This is a genomic window from Ignavibacteriales bacterium (assembly GCA_016709765.1).
GTDB lineage: Bacteria > Bacteroidota > Ignavibacteria > Ignavibacteriales > Ignavibacteriaceae > IGN3.
Window position 1 is genome coordinate 1 of record JADJMD010000016.1, and the last position, 17,512, is coordinate 17,512.

Here is a 17,512-nt window from a genome sequence, read left to right on the forward strand (position 1 = left end):
TAATAAGTCAAAAGATTCCATAGATCAAAGTTCCTAATTCCAAGTGTATTTCATTAAACTACCCTTATACCTTCATAATTCTCTTGTTGATTCTGCTGCAAGTTTGTTTTATGAAAAATGGCAGAACACTTGGACAAGTTCCAAACGATTCATCATTAACTAAAGAGCAGTGGTTTGGATTGAATGCGAAAGTTGTTGAATTTAGTTTACCTAGGAATTCTGTTGATGATGATCTTGATGAACTTTATACTTTTTTAGATTGGACTCAAAACTCAATTGATAACCATAAATGGGGAATGATCATCATTCACGATGTTGTTCCGTTTACTCAACTTCAAGAATTAATAAATGCGGGAATATATCAACCGGTTACAACTGAATGGTTAACCTCATTGTGTGATTTTCTATGGGCAAGATCATCAAATAAAGAAGTGGGTAGAAACAGTTGGAAACATTACCCGATATATTAAAGAAAGAGATAATTCCAATTATCAAATCATTTCTTCGTCGAGTGGCTTAATAGAAATTAATGTGGAAAATAATTTAGATAACCTAATTTATAACTATCCTTTAAGTGCATACATAAAAATTCCGGATAATTGGAATTTTGTTCGATCAGAACAAAACGGAATTGTAGACACATTAACAACAATGGTAACAGATTCCGGAACCGTCGTTCTTTCCAAAGTAATTCCAAATAATGGAATTTAAACTTAAGCCCGTTGCACCAACAGGAATTGAAACTGGAAGTAATAAGCGTTTCAGAATTTCAATTATTTCAAAACTATCCCAACCCTTTCAATCCAAACACAAGTATTAAGTACACAATAAGTAGTGCACAATTTGTTTCTCTAAAAGTATTTGACGTATTGGGTAATGAGGTTGCAACTCTAGTTGATGAATTTAAAACCAGCAGGAGTTTACAATGCACAATTTTCAATTTACAATTACCAATTAAGTTCAGGTTTTTATTTCTATCAATTAAAGGCAGGAGATTATTTAGAAACAAAAAAAATGATTCTATTAAAATAATTTTAGAATTCAAACTTTTGTGTGCGTTTTGTTCGGGGGAATCTGCTTTTAAGCCCTCAACAGTCATTACTGCTGTTCCCAGCATCCAGTTATTGTACTTAACCACATATTGACCAAGAGGAATTTCAACATCCTTAATTTTCCAACCAGTTAAATAGTTTAATAACTCATCATCATTTTTAAATGGTAAATAAATTTTGTGATTTGTTTGTCTAAAACCTGTGCTGCCTGAGAATTAAATGTTATCCTGTCTTTTTATCGAGCGTTCCAAGTTTCAATCCAATCCTATTAAATAATCCTATATTTTCTTCATCCCAATCACTAACAACAAAGAAAATATCTTTGCCTCTGAAAATGTATTTGTAATTATCTAACACTTTCCTATCAACACCAAAATGCTCTGAAATATAATTTATGTATTCTTGAATTTCTTTATGATTACTTTTTACAATCCTGTTTTCTGTCTCTCTAAGATTTTCTTTTCTGGTGATTCAGTAACATCGACCTTTCTCATCTTTACCAAAAAGAAACCATCAGAATCAATTTCCCAAGGCAGAATGCGTATAGCTTTTTCAATTCAGGATTTAGTTGTTTTTCTCCATACTCTGTAAACGCTTGTCGGGAAGGGATAGGTAAATTTATTTCTAACAATTCCACAGGATACTTTTCTAAAATCTTATCAATTACTAATTCGTTTTCTTCAACAGATAAGGTGCAGGTTGAGTAAACAATTTCCGCTCCTACTCTTGCCATTTTTATTGCCGCAATAAGTAATCGCGTTTGCAGATGTTGCAACCTGTCAACATGATCCAACGACCACCAATTACTTACTTCACCTTTTTTCTGAATGATTCCAAGTCCGCTGCATGGTGCATCCACAAGTACTTTTGTAAAGTGATCATCATAAACTTTGCTGAGTACTTCACCTTTTGAATGAATTACTGAAGAATTGATGATATTCATTCGTTCAAGATTAAATACTAAAGACTTGATTCTTTCATTATCCACCTCATTAATTAAAAGCGCACCACGATTGTTCATCATCTCTGCAATCTGCGTGGATTTAGATCCAGGGGCACCGCAAAGATCCAGTACAACATCATCACTTGTTGGATTTAAGATTAGCGGCGGCATCATTGAGGAAAGAGACTGAATGTAGTAAAACCCCATTACGTGCTCAAATGTTTTACCTATCCTTTCATTTCCTTCAATTATTTTTAATACTTTTTCAAAATGATTAATCGGTAAAGATTTTATTTGATATTTTTCAAAAAGTATTTTGGATAAATCATCTCTTGAAATTTTCGATGTATTTACTCGTATGTACTGAGCGCTATCCAGTTCGATAAATTGTAAATACTTATCCGCAGCTTCTTTTCCGTAAAGTGATGAAAAGTAGTCGTATATTTTTTGCGATACTTCTGTTGCCAAAATTAATACCTGATAAGATTTAACTTTTGAAAGATCTCATTTGAAACAACATGCATATTTTTTCCATCAGGAAAATTCTTTTTATAATCTTTTTTATTCGATTAAGAAGATCATCTAAATAATTATTGTAAGAATCTAAAATTGATTTGATTACAGATTTATCTTTCGGAATGTATGCTTTACCGTTTCTTTCTTTAGAACTGTAAACAATAAATTTAGCTTCATCATAGCTAGTAGCTTGATAAACAGATTCACCATCAGTTGTTATTATTTCGTAAGCACCAAAAAACTCCCGCCCAATAACCAGCGTTTTAATGGGAATGGAAATAATATCGAGCTGGAGTTCAATTATAAAATGGAGTGGAAATTCTTTAATCCCAGAGGAAAGAACGTTACTTACCCAATTTTCGATAAAGCTTTTTTCGTTCAATTGCCGCCATTAGTAACAATGAAATTTTTAACGATGCTAGTCAGATCATCAATGTTTGAATATTTTTTTACTTGCAGTTTCGGATCACCACAACCAGCAACCATTGAAGAAATTTGAGGAGCTTGTTCTTGATAAACTGCGAGCACTGGAATTTTTTTTACAAGCAACGCATAAGCAACTTCAAATCCCACACCCAAACTTGGACCGGAAACCTCTGCAATCAGTAGTTTACTGCCGTCAATCCATTTTATATCACGAGTATATATCTGTTTTGCGCTTAATGGAATAGACGAACTAAATTTAGTACTTACTTCAGAAAGAGCGGTATGTCCTGTGGATTCAACAATACGTACAATTTCAGAATAATTTTCCTGATAAGTTGTGTTTCCTCTTATTGGTCCTGCACAATAAATAATCATTTTACTGTTCTAAAATATTTTTATAATGTTGTTCGTACATAGGGACTACAATTGATTTATCAAAATTTTGTAATGTTCTACTCCGAGCATTTTGAGAAAATATCTCATACTTCTTTTCATTGGTTAAAAGATCTAAAGTGTACTTAGCCATTCTTTCTACATCACCAATTTCTGCAATAAACCCACATTCATTATGTTTAACTAACTCAGGTAATCCGCCAACACTTGAACTAACAACAGGCAATCCGCATGACATTGCCTCAAGAGCAGCTAACCCAAAACTTTCGGATTGTGATGGTATCAAAAATACATCTGAAGAACTTAATATTTCAACTAAGCCATCCTGCTTGCCAAGAAATTTAACACTATCTGTAAGATTCAACTCTCTTGTTAATCTCTCACATTCAGATCTGTCAGGTCCATCACCAACAAGTAAAAGTTTTGATGGAACTTCTTTTTGAACGATATCAAATACACGGATAGCATCCGAAACTCTTTTTATCGGACGAAAATTAGATGTATGAACTAATATTTTTTCACCATTTGGAGCGATATGTTTTCTAAATGCACAATCATTTATTGAGACTTTTTTAAACAGATCTGTATCAACAAAATTTGGAATAACACTTATTTCTTTTTCGATCGAATAATTAGTTAGTGTTTTTTCTTTTAAAAATCTTGAAACAGCTGTAATGCCATCACTTTGTTCAATACTAAATTTTACAAGCGGAAGAAATGATGGTTCCAAACCAACTAAAGTTATATCAGTGCCGTGAAGTGTGGTTGTGATTTTAAGTTTTTATTCTTAACAATTTGTTTTGCAAGATATGCTGATGTTGCATGTGGAATTGCATAATGAACGTGAAGTAAATCTAATTTTTCAAACTCGGCAACCTCAATCATCTTACTTGCAAGGGCTAAACTGTATAGTGGAAATTCAAACAAAGGATATGTGCTTGTTTCAACTTCGTGAAAAATATATTCTCAATATATTTTGTAAGTCTGAATGGGAGGGCATAACTGATAAAGTGAACTTTATGACCACGTAAAGCTAATTCTTTACCTAATTCAGTTGCAATTACACCACTGCCGCCATATGTAGGATAACAAGTTATTCCGATTTTCATAATAATTATTTTGTCAGATTTGTTCTCAAATATATATCATTTTGATTGAATAATGAACTTTGTTTAACACATATTTAGTGGATTTGATTTAGATAGTATTAAAATCAATAGTAATTTTGAGTAACAAAAGTTTATAATGATGAAATTACTTGTTATCGGACATTCGGTTTTGGATTTTATCAGATTAGATAAAATGGAAAGTATAAGTGCAGGTGGAATATATTATTCTGTCTCGGCTTTAAATCGTTTAAAGAAAAATGAAGATGAAATTTTTCTCTGCTCCCAAATTGATGATGAGACTTACAGTTACTTTAAACCTGAATTTGAAAAAGTTAACTCAGGCTTTCTTCAAAAAACGGATAGAATTCCAAGAGTTCATCTTAATCTTGAAAAAGACAGAGAAAGACACGAGAAATATGAAAATATCACAAATAATCTAAAGCTTAACTTTTCAGATCTAAATTTTTTTGATGGCATTTTAATTAATATGATTACCGGTTTTGATATAACTCTTGAACAGTTAAAACAATTAAGAGATAATTATTCTGGTTTGATTTATATTGATATTCATACACTTTCGCGCGGGATTGGTGATGATTATAAAAGAGAATTTAGAATAATTTATGATTTTGAAAATTGGGCAAAGTGTTCAGATGTAATTCAGGTTAACCAAAATGAATTATTTACTTTATCTAGCAAGAAAACAGAACTGGAAATTGTTGAAGAACTGTTTATTCTTGGTGTAAAAGTTATTTGTGTTACAAAGGGTGAACTTGGAGCAAAAGTTTTCTATTCTCGACAAAACGAAATTTCATCGTACTTTATAGCCGCTAAGAAAATTATTAATCCAAATATTATTGGGTGTGGCGATGTTTTTGGGGCATCTTTCTTTTATAGTTATATTAGAAATAATAATGCTATCAATTCATTAAAAAATGCTGTTGAGAGTGCTGAGCAATTTGTTGCAAATAAATTAATTGAATAAATATGTTTTCTATTGATCTTATAAAAAGAAGAATACTTGTAGCTGGCGCTAACGGTATGCTTGGGCAACGTGTAGTTGAGTTCTACTCTTCTCTAAACGATGTGGAACTACTATCTACTTCTGTGGAAGAAAAATCTGTATTTGAAGAGCTTGATTATTTGCAGTGCGATATTTCAAACCGAAACGACATTAAAAAAATAATAAAAGACTTCTGTCCTGATTTTATAATAAATGCAGCTGCATTTACAAATGTGGATTTAAGCGAAACCGAACGAGAACTCGCTTGGAAAATAAATGTAAAGGGCGTAGAACATCTTTCCGAATCAGCAAGAGTTTTAGATTCACATTTAATTCATATCTCAACAGACTATATTTTTGACGGGAAAAACGGACCCTATTTGGAAAATGATATTCCAAATCCGCTTGGGTATTATGCTCGAACAAAATTAGCAAGTGAGAATGTTTTAAAGTTAAGTGGCATTAAATACACCATTTTAAGAACAAATGTTTTATATGGCACTGCAAAGTTTAGTCGTCCTGATTTTGTTAAGTGGGTAGTAGATTCTTTACTTACAAAAAAACCGATCAAAATTGTGGACGACCAAATAAACAATCCAACTTTTATTGACGATCTGGTACAGGGAATTAATAAAATTGTTGAGTTGCAAAAGGAAGGAATTTATAATATCGGCGGCAGTCAGTTTTTGTCTCGTTTTGATTTTACACTTATGATTGCTGATTATTTTAACCTTGATAAATCTTTAATAAGTAAAATTAAAACAGAAGATTTAAACCAACCTGCACGTAGACCTCTGAAATCAGGATTAATAACAATCAAGGCACAAAGTGAACTTGGCTATTGGCCTCATTCAATTATACAGGCTCTAGAACTTATGAAAACTGAATTAGGATTATGAAACTAAAATATTTTATCGTCTTAACTATTCTAATCAACACAACTTTTGCGCAAAACAAACTGCCTGAGTGGGCAAAAGGTGTTGTGTGGTATCAAATATTTCCAGAAAGATTTGCAAACAGTGATTTATCAAATGATCCTGAAGCAGAAAAAGTTTTTATCAACGATAAATCTATTCCAAAGGATTGGAAGGTTACAAACTGGACATCTAACTGGTTTGAACAAAGTGACTGGGAACAAAAACTCGGCGGACAAGTAAGAAATCATCTTACCGATAGAAGATATGGCGGTGATATTCAAGGGATTATTAACAGGCTGGATTATCTAAAAGATATGGGAGTTGGTGCAATTTATCTCAATCCAGTGTTTGAAGCAGTTTCAATGCACAAGTATGATGGTTCAAGCTATCATCATATCGATGTAAACTTTGGACCTGATCCGGTTGGTGATAAAAAATTAATGTGTTCAGAAATTCCAGAAAATCCTGCTAAGATGGAAATGGACAGAAGCTGACAAATTATTTTTAAAGTTGGTTGATGAAGTTCATGAACGCGGAATGAAAATAATCATTGACGGAGTTTTTAATCATACTGGAGTGCAGTTCTGGGCCTTTCAGGATATTGTTAATTATCAGGAACAATCAAAGTATAAAGATTGGTTTATAATTGATTCATTTGATGATCCCGTAACAGCAACAAATGAATTTGACTACAAAGGCTGGTGGGGTCATAAATCACTCCCAGAATTTAATCGTACAATAGATGATTTAGTAGAAGGACCGAAGCAATATATTTATCATTCAACTCAAAAATGGATGGATCCAAATGGTGATGGTAATCCATCTGATGGAATTGATGGTTGGCGACTAGATGTTGCTCGCGAAGTTCCAATCGGATTTTGGAAACAATGGAGTAAACTTGTTAAATCAATTAATAATCAATCTATAATTGTTGGTGAGTTGTGGGAATTGTCTGCCGATTTTGTTTCTTCAAATGGACCATTTGATGCTTTAATGAATTACGATTTTGCATTTGCGGTTAATGATTTTTTTGTTGCAGATAAAAACAAAATATCAGTAGATGAGTTTATTGAAAGATTAAAAAAGATTGATGAAACTTATGACTCTGAAAATTTATTTGTACTTCAAAATCTTTTGTCCAGCCATGATACGGAAAGACTTTCGAGTTTAATTCAAAATCCTGATCGTAAATATGAACACGATGCAAACGAAGATAATCCTAATTATAATCCGGGGAAACCAGGCAAAGAAGTTTATGAAAAACAGAAGCTAATTGCTGCATTTCAAATCCTTTACCGAGGTGCATCAATGATTTATTATGGCGATGAAGTTGGGATGTGGGGCGCCGATGATCCACACGACCGTAAGCCTATGATTTGGGATGATATGAAATATGAGAATGAAGTTATTGATGAAACATCTGGCTTTAAGAAAGGATTTGGTTCATACACTGTTGAGCAAAACAAAGATCTATTAAATTATTATAAAGATATTATTACAATAAAAAACGAATGCAAAGAATTAAAACTTGGAACAATTAAATTTATTTTCTCTGATAACGATAAAAAAGCATTTGCATTTGAGAGTGTACTTGGTGATAAAAAACAATTTGCATTTTTAATCTTGGCGACGATAAACTTTCAATCAAGTTTGATTTCCCATTGCGTGAATTATATAGTGCAAATTCTGTATTTGATAAGTACCACAGAAATATTTATAAAACTAATCAACTAATATTAATTGAAACCAAATCATTTGGTGTTTTTAAAGCAAACTGAATTATGCTAAATAAATACAACACATTTATATTTGATTTGGATGGCACTGTTTATCGTGGTGAAAATATTATTCCTAATGCTGATAAGACTATAAATTACCTCAAAAAGCTTGGGAAGAAGATTCTTTTTATTTCAAACAAAACGACAGGAACCATTAAAGATTATTACCTTTTCTTAAAAGGGTTTGGATTAAATATTGAAGAAACTGAAATATTAAACTCAACAATTGTGTTAAAAAACTATTTAATCAGTAATCATCCAAAAAAACAATTTTATGCTATTGGCGAACAAATATTTATTGATGAACTAGTTGATTCCGGTTTAAATTATTCTGCAAATCCTAAAGAAATACAAATACTAATTGTAACGCTTGATCGAACCTTAAATTATGATAAACTAGAAATTGCAGCAAAGGCCCTAGAAAATGGAGCCAGATTTTTTGCAGCAAACATTGATGATACTTGTCCCGTTGATGGCGGCGAAGTTCTTGATGCAGGTTCAACAATTTCAGCACTAGAAAAAAGAACTCATAAAAAATTAGAATTGCATTTTGGCAAACCTTCAGATTTTATGATTGAGGAAATCAAGTCAAGACTAAATGGGGATTTATTTAATTCAATTTTAATTGGTGATAGATTAGAAACTGATATTTTGATGGGTAATAAATTAGGAATTGATACGGCGTTAGTTTCCACCGGAGTGAAACTCTATGAAAATGGTAACTCAGATATCAAACCAACTTACTACTTAAATTCTGTTGCGGATGTATTAAAGCAGTAGTACCCACGGCAGGAATCGAACCTGCGACCTGCGGTTTAGGAAACCGTCGCTCTATCCCCTGAGCTACGTGGGCTAAAATAATTGCGGTGTAAAATTAAGGATGATGCGCCAAAGAATCATTATTGCATAGCAGAATTAAATAATAAAAAAGAGCTCAGAAGAGCTCTTTTTTCTATTGTCCGATAATTTCAGCTTTGGTTAGTTGTATTAAGCTGAAGACGGATGTGCCCAGTTAATTTTTTAAAAATGAGACATATTTTTTATCTGTCCCTAAAATATGAGACTTTAGCCAATCTGACATAAATGCAGAAACCTGCATTGGTAATACTTTGCCAGCCATGTATTTTGCTTTCATATCCTTTACTTCAGCAACCAGTTTGTCGTGCACCGCTTTGTGATTTACAAAATCGGGATAAGCCTTTTTCTTCATCAGATCTTCTTCAGAATTAAAATGTTGAACAGTGTAATTAACAAGAAAGTTTAAAGTTGATTCTGCTTTTTCTTTTCCTTTACCATCTTTCATAGCATCATGTAGTGTGTTTATTGCTTCAACAAGTTTTTTATGCTGAGTATCAACTATAAAAATACCTGTTTCATATTTTGCTGACCAGGTGAAGAGTGCCATTGTATCCCTTTCTAAAAGTAGTAAATAGTTTTTAACTAATTATCGAGTTTTTTTTTAATTTCTTTAGATTAACTGACCTTTTTTTGACAATATTTAAAAATTCTTGTTGTTACAAGGGAAATTACTACCTCGCAAAAATTTACACCATAAATATTTTGTCCATGTTGAACTCTCATCATTTAGTACTTCTGTTAACAGTGATAATATTTTGCTTTCTTGGACAACAGCCACAGAACTAAATAATCATGGGTTTGACGTTGAAAGTAAATTAGCATCATCAGACAGCTGGAAAAGTTTAGGGTTTGTTGAGGGATGTGGTACAACTACAGAGCCCAAAACATATACATACTTAGATTTTAACATTGTTGCAGGAGAGTATAATTACAGAATGAAACAAATTGATTTTAACGGAAATATAACATATTACAACTTAGCCGAAACAGCAGTCTTTGGTACACCGACTAAGTTTGAGTTATCACAGAATTATCCGAATTCATCTAACCCAAGTACAATAATATCATTTTAATTACCACAAAAATCCGATGTAAGTGTAAAGATATTTGATATACTTGAAAATGAAGTTCTAACTCTTTTAAATGATTCAAAAGAAGCTGGAAGATATAATGTTAACTTTAATGCTTCTAAATATTCAAGTGGTGTTTACTTCTACTCAATAAAAGCAAGTAATTTTATAGAAACTAAAAAAATGACGTTAATTAAATAGCCTCAAATATACGCCTACTAGTTCCGAAGGAATATTTTTTTCGGACTTAATATTTTTAATTTTGATTAGTTCTAAAAAATATGCACCTCTTAATAGCTAATTGTTAACCCCGTTGCTTTGGCAGCGGGGATTTTATTTTTTAATGCAAAACTCTTTCCTTTTGTTTCAAAACTCGCACTTAGGCATTTATTGAAAAAATTTTAAAATAATTTGGATTCTTGACATCCAAACAATCAATTCTTATTTTTGAGGTGCCACTGCTCCGATTTATCGGAACGGTGGCAATTTTTTTTAAATCATTAACAAACAGAGATTTATTATGTCCGCTGGAAATTTTGTTTATTTGACAAGAGAAAGATTAATAGAACTTGAAAAAGAACTTCAAGAAATGAAAACTAACGGCAGAAAGAAAATGGCTGCCAAAATTGCCGAAGCACGAGCCCACGGCGATCTTTCTGAGAATGCTGAATATGATGCTGCAAAAGAAGAACAAGGCTTGTTTGAATTGAAGATCAGCAAAATGGAAGATGTCCTTTCACGCGCAAGAGTTATTGATACTTCAAAAATGCCAACCGATGAGGCGCATTTGCTTTCCACAGTTAAGATCAAGAATCTTAAAACCAAAAAAGTTGTTGAATATCTCTTGGTATCACCTGAAGAAGCGGATTTTCAAGAAGGTAAAATTTCCGTTACATCACCTGTTGGACAGGGATTAATAGGTGCAAAGTTAGGACAAAAAGTTCAAGTAAAAGCTCCTGCTGGATTATTGGAGTTTGAAATTATAGAGATTAAATAAATAAAACTTTGGCAGATGAATCATACATACAACTTGCAATTGAGATAGCCAAAAAAGGCGAAGGCAACGTCAGTCCAAATCCACTTGTTGGATGTGTGATAATAAAAGATAACAGAATAATTGGGGCGGGATATCATCAAAAGTTTGGCGATGATCATGCCGAAATAAACGCAATAAATTCCTCGGCGGAATCACTTGAAGGCTCGACTTTATATGTAAACCTAGAACCTTGCAGCCATCATGGTAAAACACCTCCTTGTGTTGATCGAATCTTAGAAGAAAAAATTAAACGGGTTGTAATCGGTACTCTTGATATTAATCCACTTGTTAGCGGTAATGGAATTAAGGCTTTAAAGAAAGCCGGCGTTGATGTTAAAGTAGGTGTCCTTGAAAAAGAATGTATCGAACTAAATAAGTTTTTCTTCAAGTTTATTAAAAATAAAATTCCATATGTTACTCTAAAAGTCGCGCAAACATTAGACGGAATGATTGCGGATAAGAATAAACATTCTACCTGGATTTCATCAAATGAATCAAGAAAGTATGTGCATTGGTTACGGGCTAAGTATGATGCTATTTTAATCGGTTCTGAAACCGCACGAATTGATAATCCAAAACTTACCGTTAGAATGGTTGATGGAAGAGATCCATATCGAGTAGTGTTGGATTCAAATCTAAAATTGAAATATGATTTAAATTTATTTAAGTACAATTCTGATAAAAAAACAATTGTTGTAACCTCGGAAACAAATAAATCTAAATTGAGTAAAATTAAAAAGCTGAAAAAACTAGATGTAAAAGTTTTATTTGCAAAACTTGATAAACAGGGAAGAATGAGTTTGAAAGCTGTTTTAAAAGAATTATCAAAACTTCAAATAACATCAGTTCTCGTTGAAGGTGGAAGCAGAATATATTCATCCTTTATCAAACAAAATTTATTTGATGATATTTATTTATTTGTTAGTCCAAAAATTCTTGGCAGTGGTTTGAATACATTTTCAGAATTTAATTCCAAAAAACTTGGTGATGCTCCAAAATTAAATGTTAGACAAACACAAAAAATTGGAGATGATATTCTTATTGAACTTGTTAGATAGAGCTTATTCAAAGAAATAAAAATTAGTAACTCTGTTCATAACTTTACTCAAAAATATTTTATTGAAGGAATATATGTTTACTGGATTAGTTGAAGAAAAAGGTATACTCAAAGAGAAAATCACTACTGGGGATGGGTTCCAATTTGTAATTGAGGCAAAAATAATTATGCAGGATCTGCAAATCGGAAGCAGCGTTGCGGTCAACGGATGCTGTTTAACTGTAGTAAAGATTAAAGGAAATGCTTTTGCGGTTGATACGATAGAAGAAACTCTAAATAAAACTAATCTTGGAGTTCTTAAGCAAGGTATGAATGTGAACCTTGAAAGACCTTTAGCTGCCGAAGCCAGATTAGGAGGACATTTTGTTCTTGGACATATTGACACAACCGGGAAAGTTGAAGACATAAAAGAGCTCTCTAACAGCCATTGGCTTACAATTTCGTTTCCGGAAAAATTTAAGCAATATTTAATCTATGTCGGCTCAGTAGCAATTGATGGTGTTAGCATGACAGTTGCTGATTTAAAAAATAATTCATTCTCCGTTGGGATAATTCCGCATACCTGGAAAGAAACGATTTTTTCTGATAAAAAAATTGGTGACACTGTTAATCTTGAATTTGATGTTTTGGGAAAATATGTTGAAAGGATTATGGAGAGTAAAAGTCAGGATGAATCCTCTATCTTTTTAAATTGATGAAATCAACAGAACAAAAAGTCTTAAGGTTTATTAAAGAGAATGAACTTCTTTTATCCGGAGAAAAAGTTCTTGTTGCTTTAAGCGGCGGACCTGATTCAGTTTTTTTGCTTCACTTCTTACATAAATTTAAAAATAAATTCAAGATTAAAATTGGAGCTGCACATATCAATCATCTTTTACGCGGAAAAGATTCTGAGAGAGATGAACAATTTTGTAATGCCATTTGTGAAGAATTAGCAATCCCATTTTTTCTTCTTCGTAAGGATGTAAAAGCTTATTCAAAGAAAAATAAAATTTCTATAGAAGCTGCTGGCAGAAAGATCCGTTATGATTTTTTTGAAAAAGTTTCTAAAGAAAATGGATACGACAAAATTGTGACAGCTCACAACGCCGATGATAATGCTGAAACTGTTTTATTAAACCTTGTAAAAGGGGCAGGAATAAAAGGGATAGCTGGAATTCCCGTTAAAAGAAAAATTATTGTTCGTCCGATTTTGTCATTAACAAAAAAAGAAATTCTAGATTATCTGGAAGTGAATAAATTTGAATATAGAATTGATGAATCAAATCTTTCTAATGATTTTGAAAGAAACTATTTAAGAAACGAAGTGATTCCACTGATCAAAAAGAATTTAAATCCTTCATTTACTAATGCTTCGCTAAATACTTCATTAAATTTGCAAAGATTAAATTCGTGGATTGTTGAAGTTTTAGGTGAGTTTAAATCGCATATAAAAGTTGAGAAAAATAAAAACATCTCAATTCCTCTAGAATTCATAAAAAAGAGTAATGCTTTTATTGCATCTAATTCAATTAAAGAAATTGTTGATGAATTATTTTCTGTTAAACTAGAATCAAGTGATTTAAAAAAAATCTTTTTACTTGAGAAAAAAGAATCAGGAAAATCTGAAGAGCTTTCTGAAAATCTTATTGCTTTAAAAGAACGAAATGAAATTAGCATTCTGAAGAAATCAACTTCAAAAAAAGCTGATGCAAAAAGATTAAGTGTTGGAAGTAAATTCAAAATTGGTGGCAAAGTTTTTTCCATAGTCGGAGTTAAAAAAGATGAAGTGAGAATCAACAAAAATAAAAATGAAGAGTATATTTCTGCTGACAAGATTAAGGATGGTTTTATTTTAAGAAGATGGGAAGCAGGAGATAAATTTTATCCGATTGGAATGAAAGGAACTAAAAAAATTTCTGATTATCTAAACGATATAAAAATTAATTCATATGAAAAACAAGAAATGTTAGTTTTAGAAAATGGAAGTAAAATAGTTTGGGTTGTTGGTAAACGGCTTGATGATCGATTTAAATTAACTCCTAAATCAAAGAAAGTTTTGAGATTATGTCTGAAGTAAATGAGATTAATAATGAAAAACTTATTATAGGCGATGATGTTTTTGTGCCATTCCTCACAGAAGAGGCAATCCAGAACCGAATTAAAGAAATGGCAGAACAAATATCACAAGATTATAATGGGAAAATTCCAATCTTTATCGGCGTTCTTAACGGAGCTTTTATTTTTCTTTCTGATCTTATAAAAAATGTTTCTATAAATTGCGAAATAGATTTTTTTAAGTTATCAAGCTACGGAGATTCTAAAATTTCATCTGGCAATGTGCGATTGCTAAAGGAATTAAATTGTGATGTGAACGGACGCGATATAATAATTGTTGAAGACATTGTGGACTCAGGCTTATCTATTAAGTATATCGAAGAGATTTTTGAAAAGCATACCCCTAACAGTATGAAGGTTTGTACTCTTTTAATGAAGCCTGAAAGCCTCAAATATAATGTCAAAATTGATTATATTGGTTTCAAAATTCCTAGTAAATTTGTTATTGGCTATGGTTTAGATTACGCACAGAAGTATAGAAATCTTAAAACCATTTTTAGTCTAAGTGAATAATTTTTTTAATTAAAAGCAGAGTAAAATTTTAAAAGAAATATTATGAGTGATAACGAAAAAAAATCGGGTAATAAAAATTTAAAAAACAATAAACCAAACAGACCAGACGATAATTTTGATTGGTCTAAAGTTATTAGGTTGGTTTTTGGTTGGGGCGCGGTTATTGTGGCTGCTGTTATTGTTATGCAAGTTTTTAGAACAAGTGCTGAAACATTTACAGAAATTCCTTATGGTGAGTATGAAGTTCTTCTTCAAACTCCTGAAAATATTTCATCTGCAAGTATTATCAAAGCAGACCAGAATGATTATACCTTTAAAGCTGAACTTAGAAAAGAAACAGATGTTAAAATTAAAGGTAAGTCTGTATCAGTTAAGGCTATTTCTGTTTACATTCCAGAACCCATGATTCGTGATCAAGAAGCAGTTTGGAAAGAAAAGGGAATTCAATATTCGTTTGATAAAGAATCAAATGAATGGATGAATATACTAATTGGATTTTTACCTTGGGTGCTTATCATAGCTGTTTGGGTTGTGATAATGCGAAGAATGCAAGGGCAAGGCGGCGGATCAAAAGGCATTTTTTCTTTTGGAAAGAGCAAAGCTAAACTGATTACTCCATCAAGCAAACGAGTAACTTTTAAAGATGTTGCTGGAACAGATGAAGCTAAAATGGAACTTCAGGAAATAATAGAATTTCTTAAAGAACCAACAAAGTTTCAAAAACTTGGAGGGAAAATTCCAAGAGGTGTTTTACTTTTGGGACCTCCCGGAACTGGTAAAACATTATTAGCTCGTGCAGTTGCGGGCGAATCAGGCGTTCCATTCTTTTCTATTTCAGGAGCAGATTTTGTTGAGATGTTTGTTGGAGTTGGCGCAAGTCGTGTGCGTGATTTATTTGAACAAGGTAAGAAAAATGCCCCATGTATAATTTTTATTGATGAAATTGATGCTGTGGGAAGACATCGCGGTGCTGGATTAGGTGGTGGACACGATGAACGTGAACAGACTCTTAATGCTTTGCTTGTTGAGATGGATGGATTTGAACAGAATAGTGGAGTAATTATTATTGCAGCAACGAACAGACCTGATGTTCTTGACCCCGCTTTATTAAGACCTGGAAGATTTGATAGGCAAGTTGTTGTTGATCGTCCTGATGTAAAAGGAAGAGAAGGAATTTTTAAAGTTCATACAAGAAACATCCCTCTCGGTGATGATGTAAATGTTGAAGTTCTTGCTAAAGGAACTCCAGGATTAGCAGGTGCAGAATTAGCAAATCTTGTTAACGAAGCTGCACTTTTAGCCGCACGAAAGGATAAGAAAAAAGTTGAAATGATTGACTTTGAAGAAGCTAAAGATAAAGTAATGATGGGAATGGAAAGAAAGAGCCTGATCATTTCTGAAAAAGAAAAGAACACAACTTCTTATCACGAAATTGGTCATGTTTTAGTTGCAAGGATGATCCCTGAAGCTGACCCTGTGCATAAAGTTACAATCATACCTCGTGGCAGAGCGCTTGGTGTTACAAGTTATCTTCCTATTGATGAAAAACATACATACTCCAAAGAATATCTTGAAGCAATGATTACATATGCATTGGGTGGTAGAGCTGCTGAAAAATTAGTTTTCAATCATTACACAACCGGTGCAGGTAATGATATCGAAAAAGCTACAAACATCGCTCGTAAAATGGTTTGTGAATGGGGAATGAGTGATAAACTTGGCCCTCTTGCTTATGGTGCAAAAGAGGAAGAAATCTTTTTAGGAAGAGAAATTCAAAAACACAGAGACTACAGCGAAAAAACTGCGATTGAAATTGATGATGAAATTAGAGGAATTATTAATTCTGCTTTTGACAGAGCTGTTAAAATATTAAATGATAATATGGAATTACTTCATAAGCTTTCAGCAGAACTTCTTGAAAGAGAAATTCTTGATGCAGAAGAGATTGATAGTATAATTCGTGGTGAAAATTTACCGCCAATTGAGAAAGAAGTAAAAACTCCAGAAGATGCTGTTCCTGATCATGTGAAAAAATTAATGGAACAAAGACAGCCACAGGATTCAGACCCTAAAAATGAATCACATTGATAACGGTACAATTCATTATAGAGATGAGTTAGTTAGAAAACTAATTCATCTCTTTTCTTTATCCATTCCTATCATCTATTATTTTACTCCAAGTTCCACCTCAATTTTAATTCTTATCTGTTTAACAATATTTGCGCTTACTGTTGATGGTGGAAGGTTTGTATCAAAGCCCTTTGCAAATTTCTTCTATCAAACATTTGGATTTTTGCTGCGTAAGCATGAACTTGATAAAGAAAAGAAGAATTTAACGGGGGCAACTTACGTGCTTTTATCAGCTTTAATTTGTGCTTTAATTTTTCCAAAAGTGATATTTGTAACTGCCTTTACAATATTGATTATTAGCGATACAATGGCCGCATTAATTGGAAGAAAATTTGGTAAAAGAAAATTTCTTAGAAAAAGTTTTGAAGGAACTTTATCTTTTTTCATTAGTGCAAGTATCGTTGTTATTTTTACACCTAAGGTTGGTAATTTTCCTATGGAGTATGTGATTGGTTTTATTGCTGCAATTATTGGTGCAATAGTAGAAAATATTTCTTACGGTTATGCAGATGATAATTTATCAATTCCAATTTCAGTTGGATTAACGATGTGGGTCCTATATTTTATAATTTTTCCAAATTTAGATTTGGTCTTACAAAATGTTCCGAGGTAAA

Annotated in this window: 20 protein-coding genes, 1 tRNA gene and 1 pseudogene; 16 read left to right on the forward strand and 6 right to left on the reverse strand. The window is 32.3% G+C overall.

Annotated features, from left to right (window positions below):
* Window positions 1–110 precede the first annotated feature (110 nt).
* Together IPJ23_18475 and IPJ23_18480 are read left to right on the forward strand one after the other, a co-directional pair.
* Window positions 111–470, forward strand: coding sequence for a hypothetical protein (locus IPJ23_18475; protein ID MBK7632634.1), 360 nt, complete (start codon window positions 111–113; stop codon window positions 468–470).
* A gap of 61 nt (window positions 471–531) precedes the next feature.
* Window positions 532–711, forward strand: coding sequence for a hypothetical protein (locus IPJ23_18480; protein ID MBK7632635.1), 180 nt, complete (start codon window positions 532–534; stop codon window positions 709–711).
* An 837-nt stretch (window positions 712–1,548) separates the two neighbouring features.
* On the opposite strand, the gene IPJ23_18485 is transcribed toward IPJ23_18480, so the two are convergent.
* From IPJ23_18485 to bshA, 4 genes and pseudogenes are all read right to left on the reverse strand, one after another.
* Window positions 1,549–2,463 (reverse strand): RsmB/NOP family class I SAM-dependent RNA methyltransferase, encoded by a 915-nt coding sequence (locus IPJ23_18485; protein ID MBK7632636.1) that lies wholly within the window; start codon window positions 2,461–2,463, stop codon window positions 1,549–1,551.
* 19 nt (window positions 2,464–2,482) lie between these two features.
* The gene (locus tag IPJ23_18490; GenBank protein MBK7632637.1) at window positions 2,483–2,893 is read right to left on the reverse strand and encodes a hypothetical protein; all 411 of its coding nucleotides are present in this window, start codon (window positions 2,891–2,893) and stop codon (window positions 2,483–2,485) included.
* Window positions 2,890–3,312, reverse strand: coding sequence for a nucleoside 2-deoxyribosyltransferase (locus IPJ23_18495; GenBank protein ID MBK7632638.1), 423 nt, complete (start codon window positions 3,310–3,312; stop codon window positions 2,890–2,892). Before IPJ23_18495 ends, IPJ23_18490 begins: the two co-directional genes overlap by 4 nt.
* 1 nt (window position 3,313) lies before the next feature.
* Window positions 3,314–4,439 (reverse strand): annotated as a pseudogene (gene bshA / locus IPJ23_18500) (N-acetyl-alpha-D-glucosaminyl L-malate synthase BshA).
* 139 nt (window positions 4,440–4,578) lie between these two features.
* Here bshA and IPJ23_18505 point away from each other — a divergent pair.
* The 5 genes from IPJ23_18505 to IPJ23_18525 are packed head-to-tail and all read left to right on the forward strand — an operon-like array spanning window position 4,579 to window position 8,917.
* On the forward strand, window positions 4,579–5,424 hold the full coding sequence (locus tag IPJ23_18505) for a carbohydrate kinase family protein (protein ID MBK7632639.1): 846 nt from the start codon (window positions 4,579–4,581) through the stop codon (window positions 5,422–5,424).
* Window positions 5,425–5,426: 2 nt separating this feature from the next.
* On the forward strand, window positions 5,427–6,341 hold the full coding sequence (gene rfbD, locus IPJ23_18510) for a dTDP-4-dehydrorhamnose reductase (GenBank protein ID MBK7632640.1): 915 nt from the start codon (window positions 5,427–5,429) through the stop codon (window positions 6,339–6,341).
* Window positions 6,338–6,853 (forward strand): hypothetical protein, encoded by a 516-nt coding sequence (locus IPJ23_18515; protein MBK7632641.1) that lies wholly within the window; start codon window positions 6,338–6,340, stop codon window positions 6,851–6,853. Before rfbD ends, IPJ23_18515 begins: the two co-directional genes overlap by 4 nt.
* A 43-nt stretch (window positions 6,854–6,896) precedes the next feature.
* Window positions 6,897–8,093, forward strand: a complete 1,197-nt coding sequence (locus tag IPJ23_18520) for a hypothetical protein (protein MBK7632642.1) — start codon at window positions 6,897–6,899, stop codon at window positions 8,091–8,093.
* 47 nt (window positions 8,094–8,140) lie between these two features.
* Window positions 8,141–8,917, forward strand: coding sequence for an HAD-IIA family hydrolase (locus IPJ23_18525; GenBank protein ID MBK7632643.1), 777 nt, complete (start codon window positions 8,141–8,143; stop codon window positions 8,915–8,917).
* Here the strand turns inward: IPJ23_18525 and IPJ23_18530 are convergent.
* Both IPJ23_18530 and IPJ23_18535 read right to left on the reverse strand, forming a co-directional pair.
* A tRNA-Arg gene (locus IPJ23_18530) sits at window positions 8,918–8,990 on the reverse strand.
* Window positions 8,991–9,149: 159 nt separating this feature from the next.
* A complete protein-coding gene (locus IPJ23_18535) occupies window positions 9,150–9,542 on the reverse strand; it encodes a hemerythrin family protein (GenBank protein MBK7632644.1) in 393 nt (130 codons plus the stop codon).
* Between the two features lie 106 nt (window positions 9,543–9,648).
* Here IPJ23_18535 and IPJ23_18540 point away from each other — a divergent pair, with 106 nt between their 5' ends.
* From IPJ23_18540 to IPJ23_18580, 9 genes are all read left to right on the forward strand, one after another.
* The gene (locus tag IPJ23_18540) at window positions 9,649–10,068 is read left to right on the forward strand and encodes a hypothetical protein (GenBank protein ID MBK7632645.1); all 420 of its coding nucleotides are present in this window, start codon (window positions 9,649–9,651) and stop codon (window positions 10,066–10,068) included.
* Window positions 10,069–10,098: 30 nt separating this feature from the next.
* A complete protein-coding gene (locus IPJ23_18545) occupies window positions 10,099–10,266 on the forward strand; it encodes a hypothetical protein (GenBank protein ID MBK7632646.1) in 168 nt (55 codons plus the stop codon).
* Window positions 10,267–10,585: 319 nt separating this feature from the next.
* Window positions 10,586–11,062: a transcription elongation factor GreA gene (greA, locus tag IPJ23_18550; GenBank protein MBK7632647.1), complete on the forward strand. Its 477-nt coding sequence runs from the start codon at window positions 10,586–10,588 to the stop codon at window positions 11,060–11,062.
* Between the two features lie 8 nt (window positions 11,063–11,070).
* On the forward strand, window positions 11,071–12,159 hold the full coding sequence (gene ribD / locus IPJ23_18555; protein ID MBK7632648.1) for a bifunctional diaminohydroxyphosphoribosylaminopyrimidine deaminase/5-amino-6-(5-phosphoribosylamino)uracil reductase RibD: 1,089 nt from the start codon (window positions 11,071–11,073) through the stop codon (window positions 12,157–12,159).
* Window positions 12,160–12,232: 73 nt separating this feature from the next.
* A complete protein-coding gene (locus IPJ23_18560) occupies window positions 12,233–12,853 on the forward strand; it encodes a riboflavin synthase (GenBank protein ID MBK7632649.1) in 621 nt (206 codons plus the stop codon).
* On the forward strand, window positions 12,853–14,217 hold the full coding sequence (tilS, locus tag IPJ23_18565; GenBank protein MBK7632650.1) for a tRNA lysidine(34) synthetase TilS: 1,365 nt from the start codon (window positions 12,853–12,855) through the stop codon (window positions 14,215–14,217). The genes IPJ23_18560 and tilS overlap by 1 nt, the downstream gene beginning before the upstream one ends.
* On the forward strand, window positions 14,205–14,768 hold the full coding sequence (gene hpt, locus IPJ23_18570; protein ID MBK7632651.1) for a hypoxanthine phosphoribosyltransferase: 564 nt from the start codon (window positions 14,205–14,207) through the stop codon (window positions 14,766–14,768). Before tilS ends, hpt begins: the two co-directional genes overlap by 13 nt.
* A 42-nt stretch (window positions 14,769–14,810) precedes the next feature.
* The gene (gene ftsH, locus IPJ23_18575; GenBank protein MBK7632652.1) at window positions 14,811–16,856 is read left to right on the forward strand and encodes an ATP-dependent zinc metalloprotease FtsH; all 2,046 of its coding nucleotides are present in this window, start codon (window positions 14,811–14,813) and stop codon (window positions 16,854–16,856) included.
* Window positions 16,843–17,511, forward strand: coding sequence for a dolichol kinase (locus IPJ23_18580; protein MBK7632653.1), 669 nt, complete (start codon window positions 16,843–16,845; stop codon window positions 17,509–17,511). The genes ftsH and IPJ23_18580 overlap by 14 nt, the downstream gene beginning before the upstream one ends.
* Window position 17,512 lies beyond the last annotated feature (1 nt).

What these genes read in the sequence shown, in the direction of transcription:
- IPJ23_18475 (MBK7632634.1), top strand. Translation starts at nt 111, where the DNA reads ATGAAAAATGGCAGAACACTTGGACAAGTTCCAAACGATTCATCATTA.
- IPJ23_18495 (MBK7632638.1), bottom strand. Translation starts at nt 3,312, where the DNA reads ATGATTATTTATTGTGCAGGACCAATAAGAGGAAACACAACTTATCAG.
- IPJ23_18505 (MBK7632639.1), top strand. Translation starts at nt 4,579, where the DNA reads ATGAAATTACTTGTTATCGGACATTCGGTTTTGGATTTTATCAGATTA.
- rfbD (MBK7632640.1), top strand. Translation starts at nt 5,427, where the DNA reads ATGTTTTCTATTGATCTTATAAAAAGAAGAATACTTGTAGCTGGCGCT.
- IPJ23_18515 (MBK7632641.1), top strand. Translation starts at nt 6,338, where the DNA reads ATGAAACTAAAATATTTTATCGTCTTAACTATTCTAATCAACACAACT.
- IPJ23_18520 (MBK7632642.1), top strand. Translation starts at nt 6,897, where the DNA reads ATGAAAATAATCATTGACGGAGTTTTTAATCATACTGGAGTGCAGTTC.
- IPJ23_18525 (MBK7632643.1), top strand. Translation starts at nt 8,141, where the DNA reads ATGCTAAATAAATACAACACATTTATATTTGATTTGGATGGCACTGTT.
- IPJ23_18535 (MBK7632644.1), bottom strand. Translation starts at nt 9,542, where the DNA reads ATGGCACTCTTCACCTGGTCAGCAAAATATGAAACAGGTATTTTTATA.
- greA (MBK7632647.1), top strand. Translation starts at nt 10,586, where the DNA reads ATGTCCGCTGGAAATTTTGTTTATTTGACAAGAGAAAGATTAATAGAA.
- IPJ23_18560 (MBK7632649.1), top strand. Translation starts at nt 12,233, where the DNA reads ATGTTTACTGGATTAGTTGAAGAAAAAGGTATACTCAAAGAGAAAATC.
- tilS (MBK7632650.1), top strand. Translation starts at nt 12,853, where the DNA reads ATGAAATCAACAGAACAAAAAGTCTTAAGGTTTATTAAAGAGAATGAA.
- hpt (MBK7632651.1), top strand. Translation starts at nt 14,205, where the DNA reads ATGTCTGAAGTAAATGAGATTAATAATGAAAAACTTATTATAGGCGAT.
- ftsH (MBK7632652.1), top strand. Translation starts at nt 14,811, where the DNA reads ATGAGTGATAACGAAAAAAAATCGGGTAATAAAAATTTAAAAAACAAT.
- IPJ23_18580 (MBK7632653.1), top strand. Translation starts at nt 16,843, where the DNA reads ATGAATCACATTGATAACGGTACAATTCATTATAGAGATGAGTTAGTT.